This is a genomic window from Nitrosomonas sp., assembly GCF_043753625.1.
In the GTDB taxonomy this organism is placed as follows: Bacteria; Pseudomonadota; Gammaproteobacteria; order Burkholderiales; family Nitrosomonadaceae; genus Nitrosomonas.
This window is the reverse complement of record NZ_JAYUWI010000037.1, coordinates 27,347-52,141: the sequence shown is the minus strand read 5'-3', so window position 1 is coordinate 52,141 and position 24,795 is coordinate 27,347. Positions and strand designations below refer to the sequence as shown.

The following is a 24,795-nucleotide window of genomic DNA, read 5'->3' as shown; positions in this document are numbered from 1 at the left end:
CAACACGATATGACAAACTGAAAAGAAATTACGAAAGTATGGTTGCCATGGCTTGTGGATATCTGTGGCTACCTATGTGAAATGTCAACAGACCCTAGCAGGATAGATTTTTTTAACGAAATTCCACATTCGACGTTGATCTTGGTTTAACCCATCCTCATAAAGGCTAGACCAGGAAATTAATTCGACTTCAGTAATATGAGGCGGAGTACCTGCTGCCCTTATTAAACCTTCCAGCTTATCTGGGAAATCTATGTCGCCTCTGGATCGAAAAAAATCTACATAAAATCTATGAGCAATCCTAAAGAAATCAGAATATTCTTGACCAATTTCCTCATCCTCTTCTTTCATCTGCGCTTGGAAGCCAACCTGCTTATAATCATCTATTTGCCCGAGCGATTCGATATACTCAGTTTCCACGCATTTTGAGGCCGCAACAAGTTTTTTTACTTGATTCAAATAACAATTCGCACCTTCAGGTATGCGCTCAAGATGTTCTCCTAAATCATTCACCATTTGTATTACTTGATTTTCGGAGCTGCATTGAAGGATGTTAAAATCCCGCAACAATTGACTAACGTCGTCTATATTAGTTCCACCAGCAAAAAGAGGAAGTAGCGGGAGATTTGCACCCCAACGCGCACCTAATTCAAACATAAAATACTGTGATTCCAAAGAGTTAGGTGTTATAAGAGCAATCAATACCTTACTTTCACAAACTTCTTTTTTTATTCGATCAGTAATGAGGGTTCCTATTGGAAGCCTGAAACCGTCTAGACTAGTACACCTAATTTGTTTTGGAGGAATGTTAAGTGAACTCCTCAATATATCAACGAGAATCGATACTATTTCAACATCTTTGCTGTCATGACTAATAAATACTTGCATTTGATTCATTTTATGTTCTTTAATCACAAATGACAGTGTTTTGTGTCAAGTCTAACGTAAAAGACAGATCATATTCCGCTTTCATGATAGTCCACCCTGCCGCTCTAAATGATCCTCAATATCCTTCCGGCTAAACCCAATCGCACTAGCAACTCGATCCGCATGGCTGACTTTGGAGATACCTGCAATCAGGCGGTGCGTCGGGCCTTGCGGCATGAATTCCACTTGTAAATACCGGCCAATGCCATCTTTCTGCAGTAGTTCGCACAATTCGTGGTTATGCGTGACCAGCAAGGTGCTTGCGCCGAGTTTATGAAATCCTTTCAGGATATATTCTGAAATGGTCATTTTTTCTTCAAACGTCGTGCCTTCTGATAATTCATCGAGTACCACCAGGCTACGCGGGGTGGCGTTGAAGAAAATTTCGCGCGTGCGCTGGAGTTCATGGCCGAAACGACCCATCGCGGCGCTGAGCTGGCCGGGGTCGGGGACTTGGTAATAGATATGTTCGGCCGGAACCAGTTGCCCTTGCGTGGCGGGAATGTAGCAACCGATTTGCCCGAGTAACTGGATTTGCGCGATGGTTTTGCAATACGCCGTTTTACCGCCGCTATTCGGACCAGTGATGATCAGTACGCGACCTGCCAGATCCAGATGAATATCGTTCGGCACATAATCCGGCATGTTCTTAATCAGCAGCGGATTCCTCGCCTGACTGACAGTCAGCCGATGCTGCTTGTCATCGAGAATTTCCGGCAATACTCTGTCCCCGGTACATGCTTGCCCATAGCGGACAAAAGACAACAGTTCATCGAGCAATCCCAATGCTTCGATCGCCTTGGCCAATTCCGGGCTTTCGCGGAATTGTTTGCGCAACGGATATATGATCGAATCGCGGTCGGATACACCAATCGCCAGCAGAACAATCGGAAACACCGGCAAAGTGAGCGCCAAGATACCGTAAAAGAGATACGATGCACCTAATTCAGGCATCAAAATTTCCATGAAAAACAGAAGACCATATCCGGCGGTAAGGGAAAGCAGCATCGGCATGAGCTTAAACAGCGAAGGGCGGAAGCGTGAATACAGGTCAAAACTGGTTTTTTCTTTTTTTGATTTGAATTTTCCGCCCATCGAATAAACCGGGCCTTGCATCAGCGCGAACGTGCGCGATTGGCCAAAATCATGGATTGCATCCAGCAGCGTGCGTAAATAAGCGGATTGCGGGTGTGGCAGTGCCTCGGCTTTCTCGACCAGATCGACGGCAAATTGGGTGCCGTCCTGATATTGCCGGTAGCCGTAGCCGCCAAATTCCAGCTTGTCCGAACGCGAGCTCGGCTCATCGGTAGCCAGGCCGCCGGAGAATTCACCATACAGAAGATGTTTCAGCGATTTCTCCCCCGATGCGATTTTTCCGACAAAATTAGCCAGTGCATCATTAAGTTCCGGATTCGATTCTATTTCACGCAACGCAATCTGTTTCTGTTGTAATACCAGCGCATCCTGAACAGGACGGGCGATGGATCGATACAACGCCAAGCGGCCACACTCAGTTTTTGTTTGATCAATCGTGCGAAACAACGCTTCGGTTTCTATCGCTTCAAACGTTTTCGGGTCTAGTGCTTCATAATCCGTCTCGGTTGGACGGATATCTTCCATGCTTGTAGGTCGATCGGAATCGGATAAGATGAATTTTTTGCGCCAAATATCAATCATACGGATAGTCTATTTCAAGGTTTTTGTGAGTTGCCATCAAGCGGCTTTAAATGAACGTGTAAAATACGCAGTTTTAGAATGAAACACAACCCAATGTCTTCCTATTACAAACCGGCACCGCATTTCTGATGATGTCACCCGTCAAAAAACCGCTCCGATTAATCAGCCTTGCCATTGTAGTGAGCGCAATCGCTTTTGCCAGCTGGTATTTTACCCAGCCCAAGCCGTTGGAAGTGGAATTGGCTATCGTCGCAACCGGCAATGTCGAAGCGACCATTGTCAACACTCGAGCGGGCACGATTAAATCCTGCCAGCGATCTAATCTTGCGCCCATTACCGGCGGGCAGATCGCCAAAATCTGGGTGAAAGAAGGCGACCACGTGCAAAAAGGCCAGATTTTGTTGGAACTTTGGAGCCAGGATCTCCAGGCACAGCGTGAACTGGCGCAGCGGCAACTCACGATGGCGCAGGAACGCCGCCGCGAAACTTGTATTTTGGCGGAGAATGCCCGGCGCGAATCGATCCGTACACAACAACTGGTTGAGCAAGGTTTTGTCAGTTCGCAGCGTGCGGAGGATGCCGATGCCAATGCACGTTCCCGGCAGGCCAGTTGTGATGCGACCATTTCCGACATCAAGCGCGCTGAAGCGCAAATTCGTGTCGCTCAGGCGGGAGTGGACCGAACCGTCATTTTCGCGCCTTTTTCGGGTGTCATTGCCCATATCAGCGGTGAGCTGGGTGAATTTACCACACCCTCGCCACCCGGCATCCCAACCCCACCGACGATTGATCTGATCGACGACAGTTGTTTGTATGTCACGGCACCGATGGATGAAGTCGATGCACCCAAAATCAAAATAGGGCAAGAAGCGCGCATTACATTGGATGCGATGCCGGATAAAATTTTCCCTGGAAAAATCCGGCGTATCGCACCGTATGTGACGGAAATTGAGAAACAGGCTCGAACTGTGGATATTGAAGTGGATTTCTTACAGATCTCAACAGATACCTTGCTAGTGGGCTACAGCGCCGATGTCGAAGTCGTTCTTGAACGGAAAGACAATATCGTACGCATTCCGACACAAGCCATACGGCAAAGTAACAAAGTCTGGGTCGTTGACGCCAAAAACCGCTTAGTCGAGCAACAGTTGGAAACCGGGTTGAGCAACTGGAGCTTCACCGAAATCCGCAGCGGTTTGAAAGCAGGCGATCAGATACTGATTTCCTTTGACAAGGACAACATCAAAACCGGTGTTGCCGTGCAACCAAAGCCCCCCCAATGATCCGCCTGACGGCCATTACCCGTACATTTCACATGGGGGATCAGGCGGTCTACGCACTCAATAACATCAATCTGCATATCGCTTCGGGGGAGTATGTTTCGATCATGGGCCCTTCCGGTTCCGGGAAATCCACGTTGCTAAATATTATCGGTTTGCTGGATAAACCCGATGGCGGTAGCTATGAGCTGGATAAACGGTTAATTACCGATCTGTCGGAAACGGAACAAGCGCAAATTCGCCGGGAAAAAATCGGTTTTGTGTTTCAATCGTTCCATCTGATTCCCCGCTTAACGGCTGCAGAAAATATCGAATTACCTTTGATTCTAAGCGGTATGCCGTCTGCACAACGTCAGAGTCTTGTGAATAATGCTTTGCAAGCATTTGAGCTTAAAGAACGTGCACATCACCGTCCAGCCGAACTTTCCGGCGGGCAGCGCCAGCGTGTGGCGATTGCGCGTGCCACAATTATGCATCCCAGCGTTATTCTGGCCGATGAGCCCACCGGCAATCTGGATCATCAGATCGGCGCTGAGGTCATGTTGTTGCTGGAAAACCTGCATCACACGGGTACTACGTTGATTGTCGTCACGCACGATCGGGAATTGGGTTCGCGCGCGCATCGCCAAATCGGTATGCGCGATGGCAAGATATTGACGGATCAAGCCGATGACGCTCACTGATACGCTGCAAACTTCATTTAAAACCGTGGTAAGCTATCGCATCCGTTCACTGCTGATCATACTAGCGATGGCATTGGGCGTGGCGGCGGTGGTTGTACTAACAGCTTTGGGCGATGGCGCGAGAAACTATGTGATCAACCAATTTTCTTCCATCGGCACCAATTTGCTCGTAGTCCTTCCCGGGCGCGCAGAAACTTCCGGATCATTTTTGGGCGCGGTATTAGGCCAGACCCCCCGCGATTTGACCTTAAAAGATGCGCAACTGCTGGGCCGATTGCCGCAAGTCCGGCGCTATGCCCCGCTCAATGTTGGTGCTGCGGAGCTCTCCGCTGCCAATCGGTTGCGTGAAGTCACGGTTTTAGGCAGCACGGCCAATTTGATACCAATCCGGCATATGAAACTGGCACAGGGAAGTTTTCTGGCGCATGGCACCGAGCGCAGCGCTCAAATCGTTTTAGGTGCAAAAATTGCCAATGAATTTTTCCCCCGCAGCCAAGCCATTGGGCAACGTGTCCGGTTAGGCGACAACCGGTTTTTGGTCTCCGGTGTTCTGGCTTCGCAAGGCGAGTCGATGGGTTTCAATACCGATGAAATCGTCATCATTCCGATTGATTATGCCCAAGCACTGTTCAATACCACCTCGCTATTTCGTATTCTGATCGAAGCCAAAAGTCATAGTGAAATTGAATCCGCCAAGCAAGCCATTTTGGCAACCCTACGGCAAAGCCATGACGGTGAGGATGACACGACGGTGATTACACAAGACGCTATCCTCGCCACCTTTGATCGGGTTTTGCATGCATTGACTTTGGCCGTTGCCGGTATTGCCGCGATCAGTTTGATTGTTGCCGGTATTTTAGTGATGAATGTGATGCTGGTTTCGGTCAACCAGCGCACATCGGAAATTGGACTGCTGAAAGCCATCGGCGCTACATCCACCGACATACGCCGCTTGTTTTTTGCTGAAGCAGTTTGGTTGTCGTTGGCTGGCGCCGTTTTGGGATTCTTATTGGGACAATTTGGTAGTCTGATGTTGCGTTTGGCTTATCCGCAACTCCCCTCATGGGCGCCAGCCTGGGCATCAGTTGCCGGCATTGCTGTCGCGCTGATCACCGGTATTCTGGCGAGTTTGATACCCGCCAGTCAAGCGGCTCGATTGGATGCCGTGAAAGCACTGAGCAAAAAATAAATAAGATTAATGCACTCATCATGCAGCAATGTGGCTTAATTCAATTAAGCAATCTATGGGTTCTGGTTTGTGCACTAGAAAACCTTGGGCATAATCAATACCAAGCTCACGCACGCGGGATAACACTGCAGGCTTGTCTACAAATTCTGCCACTGTCTTTAACCCAACAACGCGGGCTACATCGATAAAACAACGTACAGCCACATCATCTAATGGGTCGTCCACCAAGTCTTTAATAAATTGGCCATCGATTTTTAAAATATCGACGGCTAGATTCTTCAAGTAACCGAACGACGATGCACCTGCACCAAAATCATCGAGCGCAACACGCACACCGAGACAACTGACTTGTTCAATAAATAATGACGCATCCGCCAAGTTCGTAACGGCAGCGGTTTCGGTAATTTCCAGACAAATTTTCGCGCAAATAGTTGATCCCGCTTTTCTGAGCAAATCGGTTGCGTGGCTATGAAAGATACGATCGCCGATAGACTGCCCTGAGAGATTAATACACAGCATATCGATGGCAGGGGCATCTTCAGAGCGTTCAGAAAGCCATTGGATGACACTGCGTAAAACCCAGCGGTCGATACGAGAGGCTAAATTGAATCTTTCCGCCGCAGGGAGAAAAGCACCGGGTGGAATGATGGTACCATCGGTATCCAACATGCGCAGTAATACTTCCGCATGAATTCCGTTGCTTGCATCTGACAAATCGATGATGCGTTGCGCATAGAGTTGAAAATGGTTTTCATCAAGGGCGTGCTCAATACGCGTAGTCCATTGCATTTCGCCATGTCGTGCACGCATGGTTTGATCGGTATCGAACCAAATATGTACACGATTGCGTCCAGCATCTTTTGCAGCGTAACAGGATGTATCCGCAGCTTGCATTAGCTCGACAGTTGTTTGCCAACGGTTGTCAATTTCGACCAGGCCAATACTGGTACCAATGCGAAAACGATGCAAATTGTAATGAAAACGAAAATCTTCCATTTTGTCGCAAATTTTTTGTGCGACTCGTTGTGCTTGCCCGGCAGTGCAGTGTTCCAAAAGTACGCCAAATTCATCTCCCCCTAATCTTGCCAAAGTATCTCGAGTGCGCACCGTTTCGAGTAATAGTTGACTAACTTGTTGCAGCAATTGATCGCCAACCGAGTGTCCGCAGGTGTCATTTACCACTTTAAATTGATCTAAATCGATATACATCAGGGCATGTTGAGATTCTTTTACATGGGTGCTTTGCAATATGCGGCGCAGACGCACTTCAAATTCCGCACGGTTAACTAATCCGGTTAACGCATCATGCGAGGCTTGGTAGCTGACTTCCCCACTTAAGCGGCGTTGTTCGGTCACATCATGAAATACGAGAACAACGCCGAGTAAGTCGCCTCGTTCGTTGCGAATGGGCGCAGCGGAGTCTTCAATGCCAAATTCATCGCCATCGCGAGAAATTAAAATCGTGTGATTGGCAAGACCAACTACTTTCCCTTGCTTCATACAAAGGGCAACTGGATTCTCAGTCAGGAGTCGAGTCTCTTCATTGACAATATGAAAAACCTGTGGGAGTGGACGCCCTTTTGCTTCTTCATTGGTCCAGCCGGTCATGTGTTCGGCAACGGGATTCATCCACTGGGTATTGCCTTGGGCATCGGTGGTGATAACTGCATCGCCAATGGATTTTAGTGTTATGCGCATCAATTCGTGTTGTTCGGCTAATTCTTCGGTAAGCCTACGCAGGCGGCTGACATCCCAGTTAACGCTAATCATTCTTAGCGCATTGTCTTGCTCATCTCGTATTACTTGCGCAGCGGCACGGAGATGGTGAATGCTGCTGTCGGACCAAATAATTCTAAATTCAGTATTGAATGGTGCAATGCCTGCAATCGCATCTGAGAGCGCCTTTTCTGCTTCCCCTTTATCATCTGGGTGTAAATGTTTTACCCATAACTCGTACACTTCAGATTGGATTGTTGGCGATAATCCATAGAGTTTATACATCCACTCGTCCCATACTAAAGTGCCATGGGTAATGTTATATTCCCATACACCGATTTCACCGCTATTGGTGGCAAGCGACATACGATTATGGGTTTCTTCAAGCAACAAACGCTGATTCATGCGTTCTGTAATGTCTCGACGTATCGAAACATAACGGTCAATTTCACTCGCGGCATTTCTTAACGGGGTGATAACACTATCCACCCAATACATTGTTCCATCCTTTGCGCGATTGCAAATTTCACTGCGCCAAGATTTTCCTTTAGAGATGGTTTGCCACAAGTCGGTGAAAAATTCGCGTGGATGAGAACCTGAGTTAATAATGCGATGGTTACTGCCAATGAGTTCTTCGCGAGAATATTTGCTAATAGCACAGAAACTATCATTCACCTCCACGATTTTCCCTTTCGTATCGGTAATCGACATAATAAATTGTGCACGAATGGTGTTGAGTAACGCACTATTTTCTTGCGCTAACATTTTATGCTGAGTAATATCTTCTACCGAACCAACAAATCCCATAGCGTTTGATTCAGCGGAAAAGATCGGTTTGGCGCGAGTATGAACATATCGCGTACTACCCTGTTTATCTTGGGTACGAAACTCAAAATCAAATCCCGACCTCTTGCTTGTACTGGTGTTCCACGCCGTAAGTATCTGCGCTTTATCATCAGGATGTAATCCATCCTGCCAGCCATAACCCAAGCTTTTCTCGAGTGTCAAGCCAAAAATTTCTTGCCAGCACGCATTGGTATAGGTGCAACTTCCTATCGCATCAGTGGAAAAAATACCTAACGGTGATGCTTCACAGAGTATGCGAAAGCGCGCTTCGCTGTTAGATAATTGACCAGCCAAATGCGTGACTTGTTTCAATGTGCGGTGTTCCATTACCAAGGCCCGGCGACCTTCAAGCATGCCTACTGCTGCTTTAGCAAGAGAACTGAGTATCGCTCTTTGCTTGTCATCCAATTTGCGCGGCTTAATATCAATCACGCAAAGTGTGCCGACATTCGCACCTTCGCTTAAACGCAAGGTTGCACCTGCATAAAAACGAATATTGGGTTCGGAATTGACTAAGGGGTTGTCATTAAAGCGGGAGTCTTTGGTAGCATCTTCTACTTCAAGAATACCGTCATCATGGATGGTATAAGCACAGAATGCCATTTCTCGCGGGGTTTCGGTAACGCCAGGTAGTCCGATATTAGCCTTAAACCATTGCCGTTCAGCATCAACTAAACTAATTAGCGAGATAGGTACATCACACACCAGCGCAGCAGCCTGAACCAATGCATCAAATTCAGATTCGTATGATGAATCCAATACTTCCAAATCGGCAAGTGCCTTTAAGCGAATTAATTCATCCTCGGGTAATGGTGCAGCGGGCATATGAATGCTCCGGGAAGGTAAAAAAGCACGGGGATTGCGTCAGAAAATACTTACTTATTAATTTACGGGAAACAAAGTAGGGTGTCAAACGCGAGTATCGTTCAAATAGTCATCTAATTCTCGAGATAAGCAGTCAAAATACTCAAGGCATTCTAATTGGTTTTAGAGAAAGATAAGGTCAAAAATGAAGAGAATTTAGAAAGATAAACTGCAAATCAAATACTAACCATCGCATCGAAGCGATGGATCAAAATAACTGTAACGATTTGTGCATTACTCCATTTGGATCCTGACTGTTTCTGGTCAGGATCCAAATGGGAGTAACGCAATTAATATCCAGGCTCTTAGGGTAGGCACATTACAATCTCGATACCTACCTGTGGTGATTCACACGATTATCGATTGTTGTCGGCTTTCAACATTTCGTATTGACGAAATTGATTCGATTTAGCCTCAATATTATCAAACGATGTAACGCCTTGTTACTAGTTATGCAATCGACGTGTTAATTTGTTCTTACAATATTTAGCCACGATAAGATTACTTCTTGTCACCAACAGACTTACCGTCAGCGTCAGAAGCACCCGTATCGTGCCTCGTTACATCATCCGGGCCATAAGCTGATACTTTCGGTCTATCCATCAGATGCCCATCGGGCGTTCTTCTCGGTTCATTACAAGCAGTAAGCGCCCATATTACAAATAGTGCAGCTAATAATAAATATTTTGTTGTCATCATTTTAATCTCCTCTTTAAGCTTTAAGACTAGTCCATGTGAGTTATCTATAAGTTGATCTACATCAATCATAAAATTGATTGTTGTCAGCACTCCCAGATTGAATGAGTGCGATAAATTGAATCTGTTTTCTATTGCATTAATCTTCTTTTCATTGAAATCGATACGCGTGATCAGTAGCACACTACACTTGATAACCTAATACTCACTATCAGGATCCGGATGAGTGTGATCGGAAAGCTTGCTGGAATTGGTACCCAATTAAACTGTTACCGGATCGCGGTTCTCAGACGCTCATGCAGGGACATTACTATCATGCAGGGACATTACTATCTTGGTACACTGCTTAGGATTAAAAATATGAAAATTTAAAGTTACCTAAAGCAAACAATGAACACTCTTGATACTTTTCATTTTGCTTTCCGCTCTTTAACGGCACATCGTTTACGCACCGTTTTATCGGCATCGGGGATTGCCATCGGTATTGCTGCAGTCATTCTGCTGACTGCAATTGGCGACGGTGTTCAACGTTTCGTATTGTTGGAATTCACGCAATTCGGCACTAATATCGTTACCATCACTCCGGGCAAAATCAATACGCATGGCGGCTCCTTAGGTGCCATCGGCAGTGCGCGATTGTTGACAATAGAAGACGGCATGGCGCTAAAACAGAGCCGCTACGCGGAATATACCAATGCCAGCGTAGTCGGCAATGCAGAAATCCGCGCTCAAGGTCGCAGCAGGCGGGTAACCGCGTATGGGCAGGGACCTGATTTCGCCCGGGCATTCAATATGCAAGTCGCTATCGGGCAATTCTTACCGGGTGATGACCCACGCAATCCGCGCGCATATGCGGTGCTGGGCTCGAAAGTTCGGACGGAACTGTTCGGTGATGCCAATCCGCTCGGCGCTTTGCTGCAAGTTGGCGGATCACGTTTTCGCATTATCGGTGTGATGGCATCCAAAGGTAATGTGCTTGGTTTTGATCTGGACGACACGGTTTTTGTGCCCACAGCCCGTGCATTGGAAGTTTTCAACCGGCAAGGTGTCATGGAAATCAATTTTTCCTACCACCCGGATGCGCCGGTGCAGGCGGTAGTCGAAGATATTAACCGCATCCTGGTGGCGCGGCATGGCCGTGAAGATTTTACCGTTAAGCCGCAACAACAAATGCTCAACACGTTATCTACGGTTCTGAATGTATTAAAGTTCGCCGTCGCCGCGCTAGGTGGCATCTCCCTGCTGGTTGGAGCAGTGGGCATGGTCACGCTGATGCATATTGCAGTTTCCGAGCGCGTATCGGAAATCGGCCTACTCACCGCATTAGGCGCGACACGCGCGCGAATCCGCATTTTGTTTTTGCTGGAATCGATCGCACTATCGACCCTCGGCGGTTTGGCAGGATTGATTATCGGAACGGGCATCGCATGGCTGTTTAAATTTTTTATTAGCGGTTTGCCAGTGAATATTCCGTGGGATTTTGTGTTTGGTGCCCTGTGTTTATCCATGGTGATCGGCCTAGCTGCCGGCGTGATACCGGCTATGCGCGCGGCAAAATTGAATCCGGTGGATGCTTTGCGTACGGATTAGAGAAGATGATTAAAGCTTTTGATTCATTAATCGATTAAGAAAACCAGAATAATCTACATTTGTCATTTCTAACGTAGCGAGGAATCTTTGACAATCAACAATATAGATTCCTCGCTCTACTCGGAATGACGGTCTTTAAAAAGCTTCTTAATACATAAAAAGATAAGTGGGATAAAATACTCACAAACATATTTTTCTTTGACCCACCAACCCATCGATTGAGGAAACAACTTATGCGTATTTTTCTCGCTTTGATCATGACCTTCCTGATTAATCCGGTTTTGGCCTGCAACAGTACCCTGCTGGATCATAATTTTCGCAAACTGGCGGCACCGGAAACAGTGAATTTATGTGAAACCTACTCCGGTAAAGTGCTGCTAATCGTCAATACCGCAAGTAAATGCGGTTACACGCCGCAGTATGAAGGGCTGGAAAAATTATTTACAAAATATGAGCAACAGGGGTTTGTCGTATTGGGTTTTCCATCAAATGACTTTATGGGTCAGGAGCCGGGAACTGAAACGGAGATTCAGGAGTTCTGTCACCTGACCTATGGTGTCAACTTCCCGATGTTCGAGAAAACAACGGTGAAAAAAGAAAATGCGCACCCTTTCTATGTGCAATTGGCCGAGTTATCGGGGACCTACCCGACATGGAATTTCCAAAAATACCTGATCGGCCGCGACGGCAAGTTGATCGCGCACTTCAGCCCGCACACAAAACCGTCTGATCCAGCGGTTGTGACAGCTATCGAACAAGCGTTACAAAAATAAAATAATAAATTGCCATTTGATTAGAAAGATAATTCCCGCATTCAAAACAAACCATCTTGGTTCGTGCCGGTAACAAAAGGAGGTAATACAAGAAATGAGCCTATTATCAATCCTAGTATTCTCGTTGATTTTCGGACTAATGGCAGGCGCCAGTGTCGACAAGTCGCATATTCTCCCGGTAGCCCTGATTTCAGCGGTAATTCTCTATATATCGAGAGATAAAATCGCCGCTCGAGAGCCGAAAGCACTTTCGCATGTCGACTCACAACAAAACACCAATACAGCAAGCGGCTATTACGCCTGGCCGGAACTGGGTCTATTTACTATTGCAATCGCCGGAGAATCCTTTCAGGAAGCGATCAATCAGTTGCTACAGGAAAATGCAATAGCCCCTGATGAAGATTCAACTCTTAAAACACACATTCTGACAGCGCATTTGATACCGGATAACGATAATTCCCACGACAGCAACACCGTCCGGGTGGACATTAATAGCCGGACAGTCGGTTACTTAAACCGTGAACAAGCCTTAAGCTTCCGGCGTAGATTGGATGAAAAGGGACTCTCGAGCCAAATCACTACGTGTAATGCGATTATTACGGGAACCGCCGAGGTAAACAGCGGATATGGTGTGAAGCTGGATATTTCTCCATTTGAATGATATGAACCAAGAATCAGATCGTGCAGTTACCAAATTATTGATCCGGCCATTAAAAAGATTTATTAGAATCTCCGTATCCGGCCTTCTCTGCCATGAGAAATAGAACTGTTTAATGGCCGGCTCTATAATTGAGTATTCGTCAGCTCGACTGTTTGTACAATCACTTGTTTACCCATAGCCATAAACTTTCAAAAAATCACAGCATTCATTTATGATATAAGTAATCAATTGTAATTAATGCGACATCACTGCCACAGCACTTACTTTTCCGACCATGCCCTTTAGCCCGATTATTCTGTGGACAGATGCGCTCATTTATTTATTTGTCGCTATCGTACTTTTTTTTATTGGGTATGTCCGTCATCACGAGTACCTGCTGACGCCCTGGAAGCGCGTCGGGTACAGCGCCAGCGGGATGTCTGCTCTCACTATTCTGGTTTTTTTCCTGGTGGTTGGTTTATTGGATACCGTGCATTTCCGCCCAGTTCTTGAGCATAAAACCAATGACGGGGAAAAGATCTACAGTGTTGAAGTGTTGAGTCTGCTGGATATTGTGGTGACACCGTTGCGTACCCATGTCGAGAAAACTTATTCGGCGCCACTGGCATCTCATCTCTACGCAAAAGAAACGATTGAGCTTCCGGATGGCATGCAAGTGCGCGCCTTCGCACGACTTGAATATGGCGGTGCGCACCTGCAAAACCCGGAAATAGAACACATTAGCGATATTATATGGCGTAGCGCAGCAGGCTTGGGATATGGCCTATTGGTTTGGGGTATCCTGGTTGCTAGTTTATGTATGCTTCTAGCGCGTCGCAACCAGCAAAGCTTCCTGCAAAACCTGTCCGCAATTTGGCGCCGCACTACCGAGACTCCCTGGTACGCCATACTAATCACACTGCTAATCCTGCTGATGCTAATCGGCTGCGTATTCACACTGGCATCGCATTATCATGTTTTGGGCACGGACAAGGTCGGGCAGGATATTTTGTATCAGTCGCTTAAAAGTATCCGCGTCGCATTGGTCATCGGTACCTTAACCACGCTGATTATGCTGCCGTTCGCGTTGCTGCTGGGCATTATGGCGGGTTATTTCAGCGGCTGGATCGATGATGTTATTCAATATATCTACACCACGCTGAATTCTATTCCGAGTGTTTTATTGATCGCGGCCGCCGTATTGATGATGCAAGTGTATATCGAAACGCACCCGGAAATTTTCGAAACGATTGCCTCACGGGCGGATCTGCGTTTATTGTTCCTGTGCATTATTCTTGGGATTACCAGTTGGACCGGGCTATGCCGCTTATTGCGCGGGGAAACGATGAAATTGCGCGAATTGGAATATATTCAAGCTGCCCACGCATTTGGCGTCTCGCATTGGCGCATTATCAGCCGTCATATTTTGCCGAATGTCATGCACATCGTGTTGATCGCAACCGTGATGGATTTCAGCGGCCTGGTTTTAGCCGAAGCTGTTTTATCGTATGTCGGCGTCGGCGTGGATCCCTCCACAATCAGCTTCGGCACGATGATCAACGCCGCTCGCCTGGAAATGGCGCGTGAACCGATGGTTTGGTGGGCGTTGATGGCAGCGTTTGGTTTTATGTTCACATTGGTACTGAGCGCCAATCTCTTTGCCGATGCAGTACAAAACGCACTCGACCCGCGCACCCGGATATTGAAACAAAGAAACAGTTTTTTTCATCGCCCAGAAAAGAAAAATGCCATTCCGTTAAATAAATCCCCGGAAGCAATCACGCCGTCAGGACCGTCTCAACATCCATGAAAATCCTGCTGGACATAGAAAATCTGCAGACGCTGCTGCACACCGGTGAGGCCCCCGTGCGGGCGGTCGATGGGTTAACGCTAAAAATTTCACCAGGAGAAACGTTTGCCTTATTAGGTGAATCCGGATGCGGCAAATCGATGACAGCACTGTCGATTATGCGTTTGCTGCCCGATGCCGGTGAAATTGTTGCCGGTCAGATCAAAATTGATGGCACCGATGTGCTGCAATTGCCCGAAACCGAAATGCGCAAAATCCGCGGAAAGCGCATCAGCATGATTTTTCAGGAACCAATGCTGAGCCTGAACCCGGTTATGACTATCGCCGAGCAAATTGATGAAGTGTTGAAGCAGCATCTCGAACTGCCCCGGCAAGCCGCGCAACTGCGTATTCAAGAATTGCTGGAACAAGTCGGCATACCGGATGCGCCGCGCCGCATGCATGAATACCCGTTTCAGTTTTCCGGCGGGATGAAACAGCGTGCCATGATAGCTATGGCGCTTGCCGGTGAACCGGAATTGCTCATTGCGGATGAACCGACGACTGCGCTGGATGTCACCATACAAGCACAAGTGCTGGATTTGATGCGGCAGATCCAGCAAAGCAAAAACATGGCGATTTTGCTGATTACCCATGACTTGGGGGTAGTGGCCGAAATGGCGCAACGCGTCGCCGTGATGTATGCGGGAGAAATTGTCGAACTGGCAGCCCGGGGTGATTTCTTTAATCATCCTGCCCACCCATATTCCCAGCAATTATTTGCCTCCTTGCCCGGAAAACAAAAACGCGATCAAGCATTAGCCGTCATCAATGGCAATGTGCCGCCCTTATCGCAACAATTTTCAGGCTGTCGTTTCGTCGATCGTTGCAATCAGGCGCTGCCGTTGTGCCGTGACACCATTCCGCAGTGGCATCCGGTTTCCGGTCAACATCAGGTTCGCTGTCATTTATATGACAAAGATTCGATGCACGTTTCCAACAACCTGGTGGCAGACAGTGCTATACGGAATGTTGTAAACATTGCACAAACAGCACACGCGTCAACAGCCTCTCTCTTATTACAGGTAACCGATCTCAAAGTGCATTTCCCGATCCGGAAAGGATTATTCAAACGCGTTGTGGGTCATGTCAAAGCGGTCGACGGGGTGTCGCTGAAAATTGCTGCCGGTAAAACTTTGGCGCTCGTCGGTGAATCCGGCTGCGGTAAAACAACGATCGGCAAAAGCATTTTACAATTGATTCAACCCACAGCCGGTAGCGTGCGTTTCAAAGATCAGGAATTGGTCGCGCTAGGCAGAAGCCAGTTGCGGCAAATCCGCTCGCAGTTTCAGATTATTTTTCAAGATCCTTACTCTTCGTTGAATCCGCGCATGCGAATTATTGAAATTCTGCAGGAGGGTATGAATGCACTGCATGTCGAAAGAATTGATCACACGGACGCCAATAACCAAACATCCGCTCCTTCCAGAGAAAAAGAGATTGATGCGTTATTGCAGCGCGTTGGTTTACCCGCTGATGTAAAATGGCGGTTTCCGCATGAATTTTCCGGTGGTCAGCGGCAACGCATCGCGATTGCCCGCGCTTTGGCTGTTAACCCCAAGCTGTTGATTTGTGATGAACCGACCAGCGCTCTGGACGTATCCGTTCAGGCGCAAATTTTGAATTTGCTCAAATCGCTGCAGAATAACTTAGGACTTGCATTTTTGTTTATTACCCACAATATCGCTGTCGTAGAATATTTGGCTGATGAGGTTGCTGTGATGTATCTGGGAAGGATCGTTGAACATGGGCACATTGATGAGGTAATCGGCTGCCCCAAGCACCCTTACACTCAGGCACTGCTGTCATCTGTACCGCAGATCCAATCCGATCCTGACCGGCAAATTATCCATTTAAAAGGCGATTTACCATCACCAGCTTCACCGCCTGCCGGTTGTCATTTTCATCCACGTTGCCCTAAAGCTATGCCCATTTGCCGAGAATCCTACCCGCCCGTCAGTGCATTCAGTACAACGCACACTGCCCATTGTTTTCTTTATCCACAGGAACAAGGTTCTGAAAATTATGAGCATTAATAACGAAGTGGCGCGTCGCCGAACATTTGCCATTATTTCACACCCGGATGCGGGCAAAACAACGCTGACCGAGAAACTGCTGATGTACGCTGGTGCCATTCATATTGCCGGCAGCGTTAAAGCACGCAAAGCCAGCCGGCATGCGACTTCGGATTGGATGGAAATTGAAAAGCAACGCGGGATTTCGGTCGCCAGTTCGGTCATGCAAATGGAATACCGCAATTGCGTGATTAATTTGCTCGATACTCCCGGTCACCAGGATTTCTCGGAAGATACCTATCGCGTACTCACCGCCGTCGATGCCGCGCTGATGGTGATCGATGCCGCCAATGGTGTGGAAGCACAAACCTTGCGCCTGCTGGAAGTTTGCCGCGCGCGCAACACGCCGATAGTTACTTTTGTGAATAAAATGGACCGGGAAGTCCGCGAACCGCTGGATCTGCTTGATGAGATTGAGCGCACACTCGGAATGTCTACGATACCCTTTACTTGGCCTGTCGGCATGGGGCGCAACTTCCGCGGGGTATGCGACCTGCAAAATAATTGTATGCGCTTATTCCAAGCCGGATCGGATCGCATCGGTCATGAAGAAGAAGTGATCACGAATTTTGATGATCCTAAAATGCATGAACGCTTTGGTAGCGATCTGTCGACCGCATTGCAGGCGATCGATTTAATCAAAGGCGCTTCACCGGCTTTCGATCACAAAGAATTCCTTACCGGCAAGCAAACGCCGGTTTTCTTTGGTTCCGCGATCAATAACTTCGGTGTCCGGGAAATCCTCGATGCCCTGGTTGATCTGGCGCCATCGCCCGAATCACGTAATGCCATCCAGCGTGAAGTGCTGCCGGATGAAAAGAAATTTTCCGGTATGGTATTTAAGATTCAAGCCAATATGAATCTGGCGCACCGCGACCGCATTGCATTCGTCCGGGTTTGTTCCGGCCACTTCAAGCGCGGCATGAATTTAAAAGTCGCGCGCAGCGGTAAAGATATCCGCACCAGTACGGTGGTATCCTTTTTATCCCAGCGCCGCGATATTCTTGAAGAAGCCTACCCCGGCGACATCATCGGCATACCCAATCACGGCACGCTGCAATTGGGCGATACCTTAACCGAAGGCGAAATTTTACAATTTACCGGATTGCCTTTTTTTGCACCGGAAATTTTTCGCACCGTAGAAATTGCCGATCCGTTGCGCAGTAAGCAACTGAAATTAGGGTTGGCGCAATTGGGTGAAGAGGGCGCTATTCAAGTATTCCGCCCGCATTTGGGCAATATGTTGTTACTCGGCGCTGTCGGTACATTGCAATTTGAAGTGGTAACGCATCGTCTGCAGCATGAATATGCTGTCGCAGCGCGTATCGCCCCAGCCAAATATCAGTTAGCCCGCTGGGTTACCTGTGAAGACTCACGTGAGTTGCAGCGGTTTATTGAAGCGAATTCCCATCGTATCGCTTATGATGCTGTGGATGCGCCGACCTTTCTGGCGTCTTTCGGTGCGGAACTGAGTGTTGCGCAAGAAAACTGGCCTGCTATTCGTTTTCATAAACTGCGCGAACATGCCGGCCTGGTTTTTCAGAGCCATATGAATGGATAATGACAAAACATGGTGAAATGGACATGGTTTTTTATATCACTGATCCTTTTAACTTCCTCGGCACTCGCCAGTGATTTAGCCCATTCCGCTGCTGAAAAACCAGTCCGTTTTGTTGTCATCGGCGACATGCCCTACACCGACACGGAATCTGCTCTGCTGGAACATCCCGATGGCGCTATCGCCAAAGCCATTAAAGCACTCAATCCCACGGTACTGATCCACCTGGGAGATTTCAAGAGAGGCCGGTTAAGCTGCACCGATGAATTATATAAAGACAATTACCGGCAGATCGCACAACTCAATCCGCATAAAATAGTGTATACCCCCGGCGATAATGATTGGGCAGATTGTGATCGATTCAATATCTCCGCGCGATATGACGAGTTGGAGCGGCTCAACACTTTGCGCCAGCTTTTCTTTCACCAAGATGCGCATCAATTAACGAAAGACATTCCGGGCCTTATCCGGCAGGAATGTCTTATTGAAAATGCCCTATGGGAAATTGGTCTGGTCGTTTTCGCGACACTGCATATTCCCGGCAACAATAATGGCAGAAAGGAAATTCTTCGCAGTGACATCCAAGCTGCATTGGATGAAGCGGATCATCGCGACCAATCCAATGGGAAATGGCTGCAGCAATTATTTGCAGCGGCAGAATCCGCGCAAGCGATAGTGATTGCCTTCCATACGGACATGTTTGACTTCGATCATGACAAACCTGTTTGCTCAGCAGAAAATCGCACTGAGTGCGATGGATACCGAATGATACGTGAGTTGATTAAAACTAAAGCGTTGCAATTTAAGAAACCGGTTTTGGTGATTCACGGTGACACATTAGCCTATTGTCTGAATCAACCGTACACAGAAATTCCCAATCTTTGGCGGCTCAACGCACCCGGGGATATCAAATATGTCGATGCCAGCCAGATCCTGTTTGATCCGAAAAACCAAGCAATGCCTTTTACGGTAACCGGCTTACTTGACCGGAAACCGGCTCCGGCAGTTTGTAACGATAGTTTTTTCGACTTATCCATTCCATTACCATTCTTGAAGTAGGAAGTTTTTCTATCATGATTTTCAGCATGACTGGCTACGCCATCGCAACTCAGGAAACACCCCATGGTTCTTTTAGCCTGGAAATTCGTTCTGTCAATAACCGGTATCTGGATGTCCAGTTCCGCTTGCCGGACGATTTTCGCAAACAAGAGCCCGCGATGCGGGAACTGCTGGCCACCCAACTCAGCCGCGGTAAAGTCGAATGCCGCTTGAATCTTTCTCCTTCTATGCAAGCAGAACAAAATCAGCAACTGGATAGCGCGTTATTAGAAAATCTCCTACTATTACAACAAACGATCAAAACACACCACCCTGCCGCGCCATCGTTAACCGTCGCGGAAATCCTAAAATGGCCAGGCATGCTGGGAAACGACCATTCACCCATGGAGGAATCCGGTGAAATTGGCATAGCGCTACTGCAAGCCGCGCTGGAGGACTTAAAAGCTGCCCGGATACGTGAAGGCGATAAACTGAAATCCATTTTATTGGAACGCCTCAACCAAATCCGCCAGCTCCTGATCGCCGCCTCCCCGCGCATTCCAACGCTGATTGCCGCATTTGAGGAAAAACTGCGCACCCGCTTGGAAGAAATTCTAGGCAATCAGGAAGATGATCGCATCCACCAGGAAATTTCGCTGTTCGCCGGAAAAATTGATGTGGATGAAGAATTATCCCGCCTGCAAGCGCATCTGGATGAGGTGGAACGCATTCTGAATAAAGGCGGCTCCGTCGGTAAACGGCTGGATTTCATGATGCAAGAACTGCACCGCGAAGCCAACACCATCGGCTCGAAATCGGTGGATCTGGAAATATCCCGGATTTCGATGGAACTTAAGGTGATTATTGAGCAAATGCGGGAGCAGGTGCAGAATATTGAGTGATGTGAATAAACTTAATTTGGTTCGTTATTATCGTACACTTTGATTATTATAGGCGAACATGTTCAATCTATTAGTCACCAATAGCACCGGCTGGAGCTCCAGCCGCGGAACCATGGACAGCGGTCGAACCCTCGAGTACACGGCAGAACATCTCAAAACACGATTTGCACCAGATGGTGTACTTGATCTCCGCGCAGTAATAGAGCTGCCAACGGTGTTTGCAAACGAAAACAGTTGGGATGGCAACCAACCATCTGCTCGGGTCGGAACTCTCACGCGCGTTCAGCTGATCGGAACCGAGTATCACCTTGAGTACATATTTGATCCAGACATCCCACCAATATCTAATACACTGCTGTTCTCAACCGCTGCTGATGACTTACACATTAACACCAAAGCCCGTATTCCTGAATCATCTCGTAATCATTGGTCCATTAAGGATATTGATCTTTTCAAGATCTTGTTAAAACATGGAATCGGTCAACGCTCCAAACCGAAAGTATTTGATCTTACAAACGAACCCATTAATGACAAATTGGTCGCTGTAATGATGCCATATGATGCTGCCTTTAAACCGGTGTATGAAGCTCTGCAGATTGCCATTGGTGAGGCAGATATGATCTGTCAACGTGCAGATGACATTTGGGAAAATGACCACGTCATTCAGGACATCGCTTTCCTGCTTTGTAAAGCCACGGTCGTCGTCTGCGACCTCAGCGGACGCAATGCCAATGTGTTCTACGAGATGGGTATTGCTCATACACTCGGTCGAGAGGTAATCCTGATCGCGCAATCGGATGCAGATATCCCATTCGATGTAGCGGCAATCCGACATATCAGATATTTGCAGAACGGTGAGGGCCTAGCCAAGTTGAGTACAGATCTGAAGCGTCGCTTGGAAACCTTAAAAGCACGAAAATTGAATGAATGAAACAAGGCCGTGTGGTCCGCAATCTGTATTGCGTCGAATGAAAACGCCCGGGTGCAATGCGCTTTGCTTATTGACACCCTACAATCCTTATCCCCATGCGCATCCCAACCGATAGAGAACCCACACATCCCGGTGAAATGCTTCGTGCTGAATTTTTGGAACCGATGGGTATCAGCCAGCGGGAATTGGCGGAGGCTATCCATGTTCCGTATCAGGGTGTCAACGAACTGGTCAATCAAAAGCGCGGTGTTACACCGAGGATCGCGTTGAGACTGGCGAAGTTCTTTAATGTATCAGCAGATTGAACGTGGTAATGAAATTATCGTCGGAAGTGCACCATTACAATTAATGTGCAAATTCTACGCAAGTGCTCCTAATATTTTTGATTGGTTGCTGCTGATAGCTATAGCGATTCACTGGAGTCGACATCACAATATGTAGTATCTCCCAGGCGCTGGGTATAATTATTAAGAATTCGTGTTCCTTCCGCAGGCTTGATACGTCCCGCGTTTATCTGCCGGCGAATAAATTCCGACATGCGCCGGCCTAGGTCATTGGGAAAATATTGCACCTGGCTCAGCATTTCCTTGACACTAATTCCCTTCAGCAATTCTTCTATCCAGAAACCGCTCGCTTCTTCTGCTTTCGCATAAACGTGTACCTCATCCACGCGTCCGAATAGATTGTGCGCATCCCCCAGTATCTCCTGATAAGCCCCGACGAGAAAAATACCCAGAAAGTAGGATTCATCCTGACGAAAATCATGCAGGGGCAGGCAGTCACTGATGCCGGACGATGACACATACTGACTTACCTTACCATCCGAATCACAAGTCAGATCCACTAACTGACCGCGCCGCACAGGTTTTTCCTGCAATCGATGCAGGGGCATCACCGGGAAAATTTGTCCGATGGCCCAGTGATCGATAATTGAATGAAAAACTGAGAAATCTCCCAGATACATGTCCGTGAGCTGCTTTTCCAGTTCCATCTGCTCGGCCGAGACCGGGGTCGACTCAGCCGCAGTTAACTTGTGCAGCACTTCGCGACAAATACTCCAGTACAAACTGTCCGATTGCGCCATATGTTCAACAGACAGGTAACCCAATCGCGCCATCTGCTCGGTTTCCTGACGGATTTCCTGCGCATCGTGATAACATTCCAGCAACACACCGCTTTTCTCTGCAGATTGTGTATCGTTGTATACCGACGCCATGCGTAACACTGTGGCAGGCAGATGAACCGGCAAATCAGACATCGGCGGACTATCCGGTCTGTGCACTCCCAACACAGGAACCACCAGCACGGAATGATGTGCGGTGAGGGCGCGGCCACTTTCTGACAGGAGATTCGGCATCGGTACCTGTCGCTCATCACAGATTTCTTTAACCGTATACACCACTACATTGGCATATTCACGTAATCCGTAATTAATGGATGATTCCGGATTGTCATAGTCACCACCGTAATTCACCCCGAGTCCGCCACCGACATCCATATATTTGATCTGCAGACCTCGCAACATCAAATCTGCATAAATCTGCATGATTTCTTTGACTGCACTCCGCAGCACCTGAATATCAGCAATTTGACTCCCCAAATGGAAATGCAACAATTCCAGCTGCCCGGCCATTTTCCGGTTTTCCAGTGTCTGTATTAGTTTTGCCAGCTCCGGAATAGTCAATCCAAACTTGGAACTGGCCCCGCCGGACTCAAACCAACGTCCCGATCCCTTCGTGTTCAGTTTCAATCGCACCCCTAACCGGGGTTTCATCTGGCGCGCTTCGGCCAGATTCATCAGCTGCTCAAACTCCGAATATTTTTCAATAATCGGCACCACTTGCTGCCCAAGCTGTTGTGCATTTAACATGAGGGTCAGCATGGTGCAGTCCTTAACACCATTGCAAAGCAACAGTGTCTCATCGGCAATCAGTGGCAGCACGGCCAACAACTCGGCTTTGGAGCCACATTCCAGTCCAATACTAAATTCTTTGCCGGCTTCCAGGATTTCCGCCACCACCTCCTGCAACTGATTAACTTTAATCGGATAAATACTGCGATAGGTTCCTTCGTAGCCGCTGTCCTGAATCGCCATCTGAAACTGTTGGTTCAGGCGCCGCACGCGCGAACTGATCACATCCTGAAAACGAATCAGCATGGGTAGAGAAGCACCTTCGGAGCGAGCTGCGCGAATTACATCCATGACATCTATGTGCAGTGTCTGGCCTTCTATAGGGCAAACCGAGACATGGCCCCGCTCATTCACTGAATAAAAACCATCTGCCCACTTTTCCATCGCATACAGTGCCTGTGAATCGGCGCAGGACCAGTCAGGCTGTGTTACTGCAGCACTTATCATCGGGATTTTTTTCGCTGTGTGTGATTTTCAGCGTAAAGACATAACAACTCAATAGCGATCTGCGCGGCCGCAAGCGCAGTAATTTCAGCATGATCATAAGCAGGTGCCACCTCGACAACATCCATACCCACCAGATTGATGCCTTTAAGTTCACGGATAATGTTCAGCGCCTGAAAGGTTGACAATCCACCCGGTACCGGCGTGCCAGTACCGGGTGCAAAAGCCGGATCCAGACAATCTATGTCAAAGGTGATGTAAACCGGAGAATTCCCCACCCGCTCGCGTATTTGCCGAGCTATGTCGCGGCCGGATAGCTCATGCACTTCTGCCGCAGAAACAATATGGAAACCCATCGTATCCTCATTGATGGTGCGGATACCAATTTGTGTCGACGATACGGGATTTACAATCTTTTCTAACGCCGCCTGGTGAAACATGGTGCCGTGATTGATGCCATTGCCGGAGGAAGGCCAAGTGTCGGTATGGGCATCAAAATGAATCAGACTAATAGGACCATATGCGGCGGCATGAGCCCGCAAGCTGGGGTAAGCGACAAAATGATCTCCGCCAAGCACTAGAGCGGCTGCTCCCGAGTTGATAATATGGGCGATTTGTTTCTCGATATGGGACACGCTCAACAAGTCCCCGTCAACGGGCTCGCAGTCGCCGTAATCAATCACACGCAGTGCAGTCATCGGGTCCGTTTGCCATGGCCATGGACGTTCCCATGCCAGCGACAACGATGCATTACGGATGGCGCGAGGTCCCAATCGCGCGCCGGATCGATTGGTGGTAGCAATATCCAACGGTACTCCGATTACAGCCACATCAACCCCTGTCAGATCTGCCTGATAAGGTACGCGAAAAAAACTGGTTGCTCCCCCGAAACTTAAGGTATGCGAAATGCCCTGTCCCGGTTTGCCACGAAACCCATTATCCCAAGTATGCATAAATACTCCTCGCCATAGCATAAAAAATAAACGCTTTTTTGCTCAGTTCAATATACGTAAAGCCTCATGTATAGTCAAACACGCTGCTTTTGCAGTATGTTTAAGTACATGTGATTATGATCTACCATCAAATATCGTTCGACTAGTGCCTTCAGTTTCCTTTGCGCGTAAGCTCCAGAAATATGCGTTAATCCAGATGGATGGTTGGTGTAAAGTATTTTGTTGCCAATGCCAATGCCAATGCCAAAACGA

At 47.8% G+C, this 24,795-nt stretch carries 19 protein-coding genes and 1 pseudogene; 14 read left to right on the top strand and 6 right to left on the bottom strand.

The window, feature by feature from the left end; genetic code table 11:
- Window positions 1-80, top strand: a pseudogene (locus ACH10T_RS03780) (IS5/IS1182 family transposase); the annotation flags it as partial.
- Window positions 81-84: 4 nt separating this feature from the next.
- Here the strand turns inward: ACH10T_RS03780 and ACH10T_RS03775 are convergent.
- Complete coding sequence (locus ACH10T_RS03775; RefSeq protein ID WP_394807995.1) at window positions 85-897, bottom strand: toll/interleukin-1 receptor domain-containing protein; 813 nt, start codon at window positions 895-897, stop codon at window positions 85-87.
- 72 nt (window positions 898-969) lie between these two features.
- A complete protein-coding gene (locus tag ACH10T_RS03770) occupies window positions 970-2,604 on the bottom strand; it encodes a DNA mismatch repair protein MutS (RefSeq protein ID WP_394807994.1) in 1,635 nt (544 codons plus the stop codon).
- A 131-nt stretch (window positions 2,605-2,735) separates the two neighbouring features.
- On the opposite strand from ACH10T_RS03770, the gene ACH10T_RS03765 reads away from it, so the two are divergent.
- From ACH10T_RS03765 to ACH10T_RS03755, 3 genes are read left to right on the top strand one after another with little or no spacing between them, the layout of a single operon-like run.
- Window positions 2,736-3,887, top strand: coding sequence for an efflux RND transporter periplasmic adaptor subunit (locus ACH10T_RS03765; protein WP_394807997.1), 1,152 nt, complete (start codon window positions 2,736-2,738; stop codon window positions 3,885-3,887).
- Entirely contained in the window at window positions 3,884-4,567 is a 684-nt protein-coding gene (locus ACH10T_RS03760; protein ID WP_394807993.1) for an ABC transporter ATP-binding protein, read from the top strand. Before ACH10T_RS03765 ends, ACH10T_RS03760 begins: the two co-directional genes overlap by 4 nt.
- Window positions 4,554-5,756, top strand: coding sequence for an ABC transporter permease (locus ACH10T_RS03755; protein WP_394807992.1), 1,203 nt, complete (start codon window positions 4,554-4,556; stop codon window positions 5,754-5,756). The genes ACH10T_RS03760 and ACH10T_RS03755 overlap by 14 nt, the downstream gene beginning before the upstream one ends.
- Window positions 5,757-5,774: 18 nt before the next feature.
- Here ACH10T_RS03755 and ACH10T_RS03750 read toward each other — a convergent pair whose 3' ends face one another.
- Both ACH10T_RS03750 and ACH10T_RS03745 read right to left on the bottom strand, forming a co-directional pair.
- Window positions 5,775-9,143 (bottom strand): PAS domain S-box protein, encoded by a 3,369-nt coding sequence (locus ACH10T_RS03750; RefSeq protein ID WP_394807991.1) that lies wholly within the window; start codon window positions 9,141-9,143, stop codon window positions 5,775-5,777.
- A gap of 540 nt (window positions 9,144-9,683) precedes the next feature.
- Window positions 9,684-9,881, bottom strand: a complete 198-nt coding sequence (locus ACH10T_RS03745; protein ID WP_394807990.1) for a hypothetical protein — start codon at window positions 9,879-9,881, stop codon at window positions 9,684-9,686.
- Between the two features lie 387 nt (window positions 9,882-10,268).
- On the opposite strand from ACH10T_RS03745, the gene ACH10T_RS03740 reads away from it, so the two are divergent.
- The 10 genes from ACH10T_RS03740 to ACH10T_RS03695 all read left to right on the top strand — a co-directional run bounded on the left by ACH10T_RS03740 (window position 10,269) and on the right by ACH10T_RS03695 (window position 21,539).
- Window positions 10,269-11,468 carry an ABC transporter permease gene (locus ACH10T_RS03740; protein ID WP_394807989.1) on the top strand — a complete coding sequence of 400 codons (1,200 nt, stop codon included), beginning with the start codon at window positions 10,269-10,271 and terminating at the stop codon, window positions 11,466-11,468.
- A gap of 233 nt (window positions 11,469-11,701) precedes the next feature.
- Window positions 11,702-12,241 (top strand): glutathione peroxidase, encoded by a 540-nt coding sequence (locus ACH10T_RS03735; RefSeq protein ID WP_394807988.1) that lies wholly within the window; start codon window positions 11,702-11,704, stop codon window positions 12,239-12,241.
- A 94-nt stretch (window positions 12,242-12,335) separates the two neighbouring features.
- Window positions 12,336-12,902 (top strand): hypothetical protein, encoded by a 567-nt coding sequence (locus ACH10T_RS03730; protein WP_394807987.1) that lies wholly within the window; start codon window positions 12,336-12,338, stop codon window positions 12,900-12,902.
- Window positions 12,903-13,176: 274 nt separating this feature from the next.
- Window positions 13,177-14,691 (top strand): ABC transporter permease, encoded by a 1,515-nt coding sequence (locus ACH10T_RS03725; RefSeq protein ID WP_394807986.1) that lies wholly within the window; start codon window positions 13,177-13,179, stop codon window positions 14,689-14,691.
- Entirely contained in the window at window positions 14,688-16,766 is a 2,079-nt protein-coding gene (locus ACH10T_RS03720; protein WP_394807985.1) for a dipeptide ABC transporter ATP-binding protein, read from the top strand. Before ACH10T_RS03725 ends, ACH10T_RS03720 begins: the two co-directional genes overlap by 4 nt.
- Window positions 16,756-18,366 carry a peptide chain release factor 3 gene (locus ACH10T_RS03715; protein ID WP_394807984.1) on the top strand — a complete coding sequence of 537 codons (1,611 nt, stop codon included), beginning with the start codon at window positions 16,756-16,758 and terminating at the stop codon, window positions 18,364-18,366. Before ACH10T_RS03720 ends, ACH10T_RS03715 begins: the two co-directional genes overlap by 11 nt.
- 9 nt (window positions 18,367-18,375) lie before the next feature.
- The gene (locus tag ACH10T_RS03710) at window positions 18,376-19,422 is read left to right on the top strand and encodes a metallophosphoesterase (RefSeq protein ID WP_394807983.1); all 1,047 of its coding nucleotides are present in this window, start codon (window positions 18,376-18,378) and stop codon (window positions 19,420-19,422) included.
- Window positions 19,423-19,436: 14 nt separating this feature from the next.
- Window positions 19,437-20,303, top strand: a complete 867-nt coding sequence (locus ACH10T_RS03705; RefSeq protein ID WP_394807982.1) for a YicC/YloC family endoribonuclease — start codon at window positions 19,437-19,439, stop codon at window positions 20,301-20,303.
- Window positions 20,304-20,361: 58 nt separating this feature from the next.
- The gene (locus tag ACH10T_RS03700; RefSeq protein ID WP_394807981.1) at window positions 20,362-21,234 is read left to right on the top strand and encodes a hypothetical protein; all 873 of its coding nucleotides are present in this window, start codon (window positions 20,362-20,364) and stop codon (window positions 21,232-21,234) included.
- Window positions 21,235-21,329: 95 nt separating this feature from the next.
- Window positions 21,330-21,539 carry a HigA family addiction module antitoxin gene (locus ACH10T_RS03695; RefSeq protein ID WP_394807980.1) on the top strand — a complete coding sequence of 70 codons (210 nt, stop codon included), beginning with the start codon at window positions 21,330-21,332 and terminating at the stop codon, window positions 21,537-21,539.
- Window positions 21,540-21,637: 98 nt separating this feature from the next.
- Here ACH10T_RS03695 and speA read toward each other — a convergent pair whose 3' ends face one another.
- Both speA and speB read right to left on the bottom strand, forming a co-directional pair.
- On the bottom strand, window positions 21,638-23,593 hold the full coding sequence (gene speA / locus ACH10T_RS03690; RefSeq protein ID WP_394807979.1) for a biosynthetic arginine decarboxylase: 1,956 nt from the start codon (window positions 23,591-23,593) through the stop codon (window positions 21,638-21,640).
- Window positions 23,590-24,543 (bottom strand): agmatinase, encoded by a 954-nt coding sequence (gene speB, locus ACH10T_RS03685; RefSeq protein ID WP_394807978.1) that lies wholly within the window; start codon window positions 24,541-24,543, stop codon window positions 23,590-23,592. Before speB ends, speA begins: the two co-directional genes overlap by 4 nt.
- Window positions 24,544-24,795: the final 252 nt, after the last annotated feature.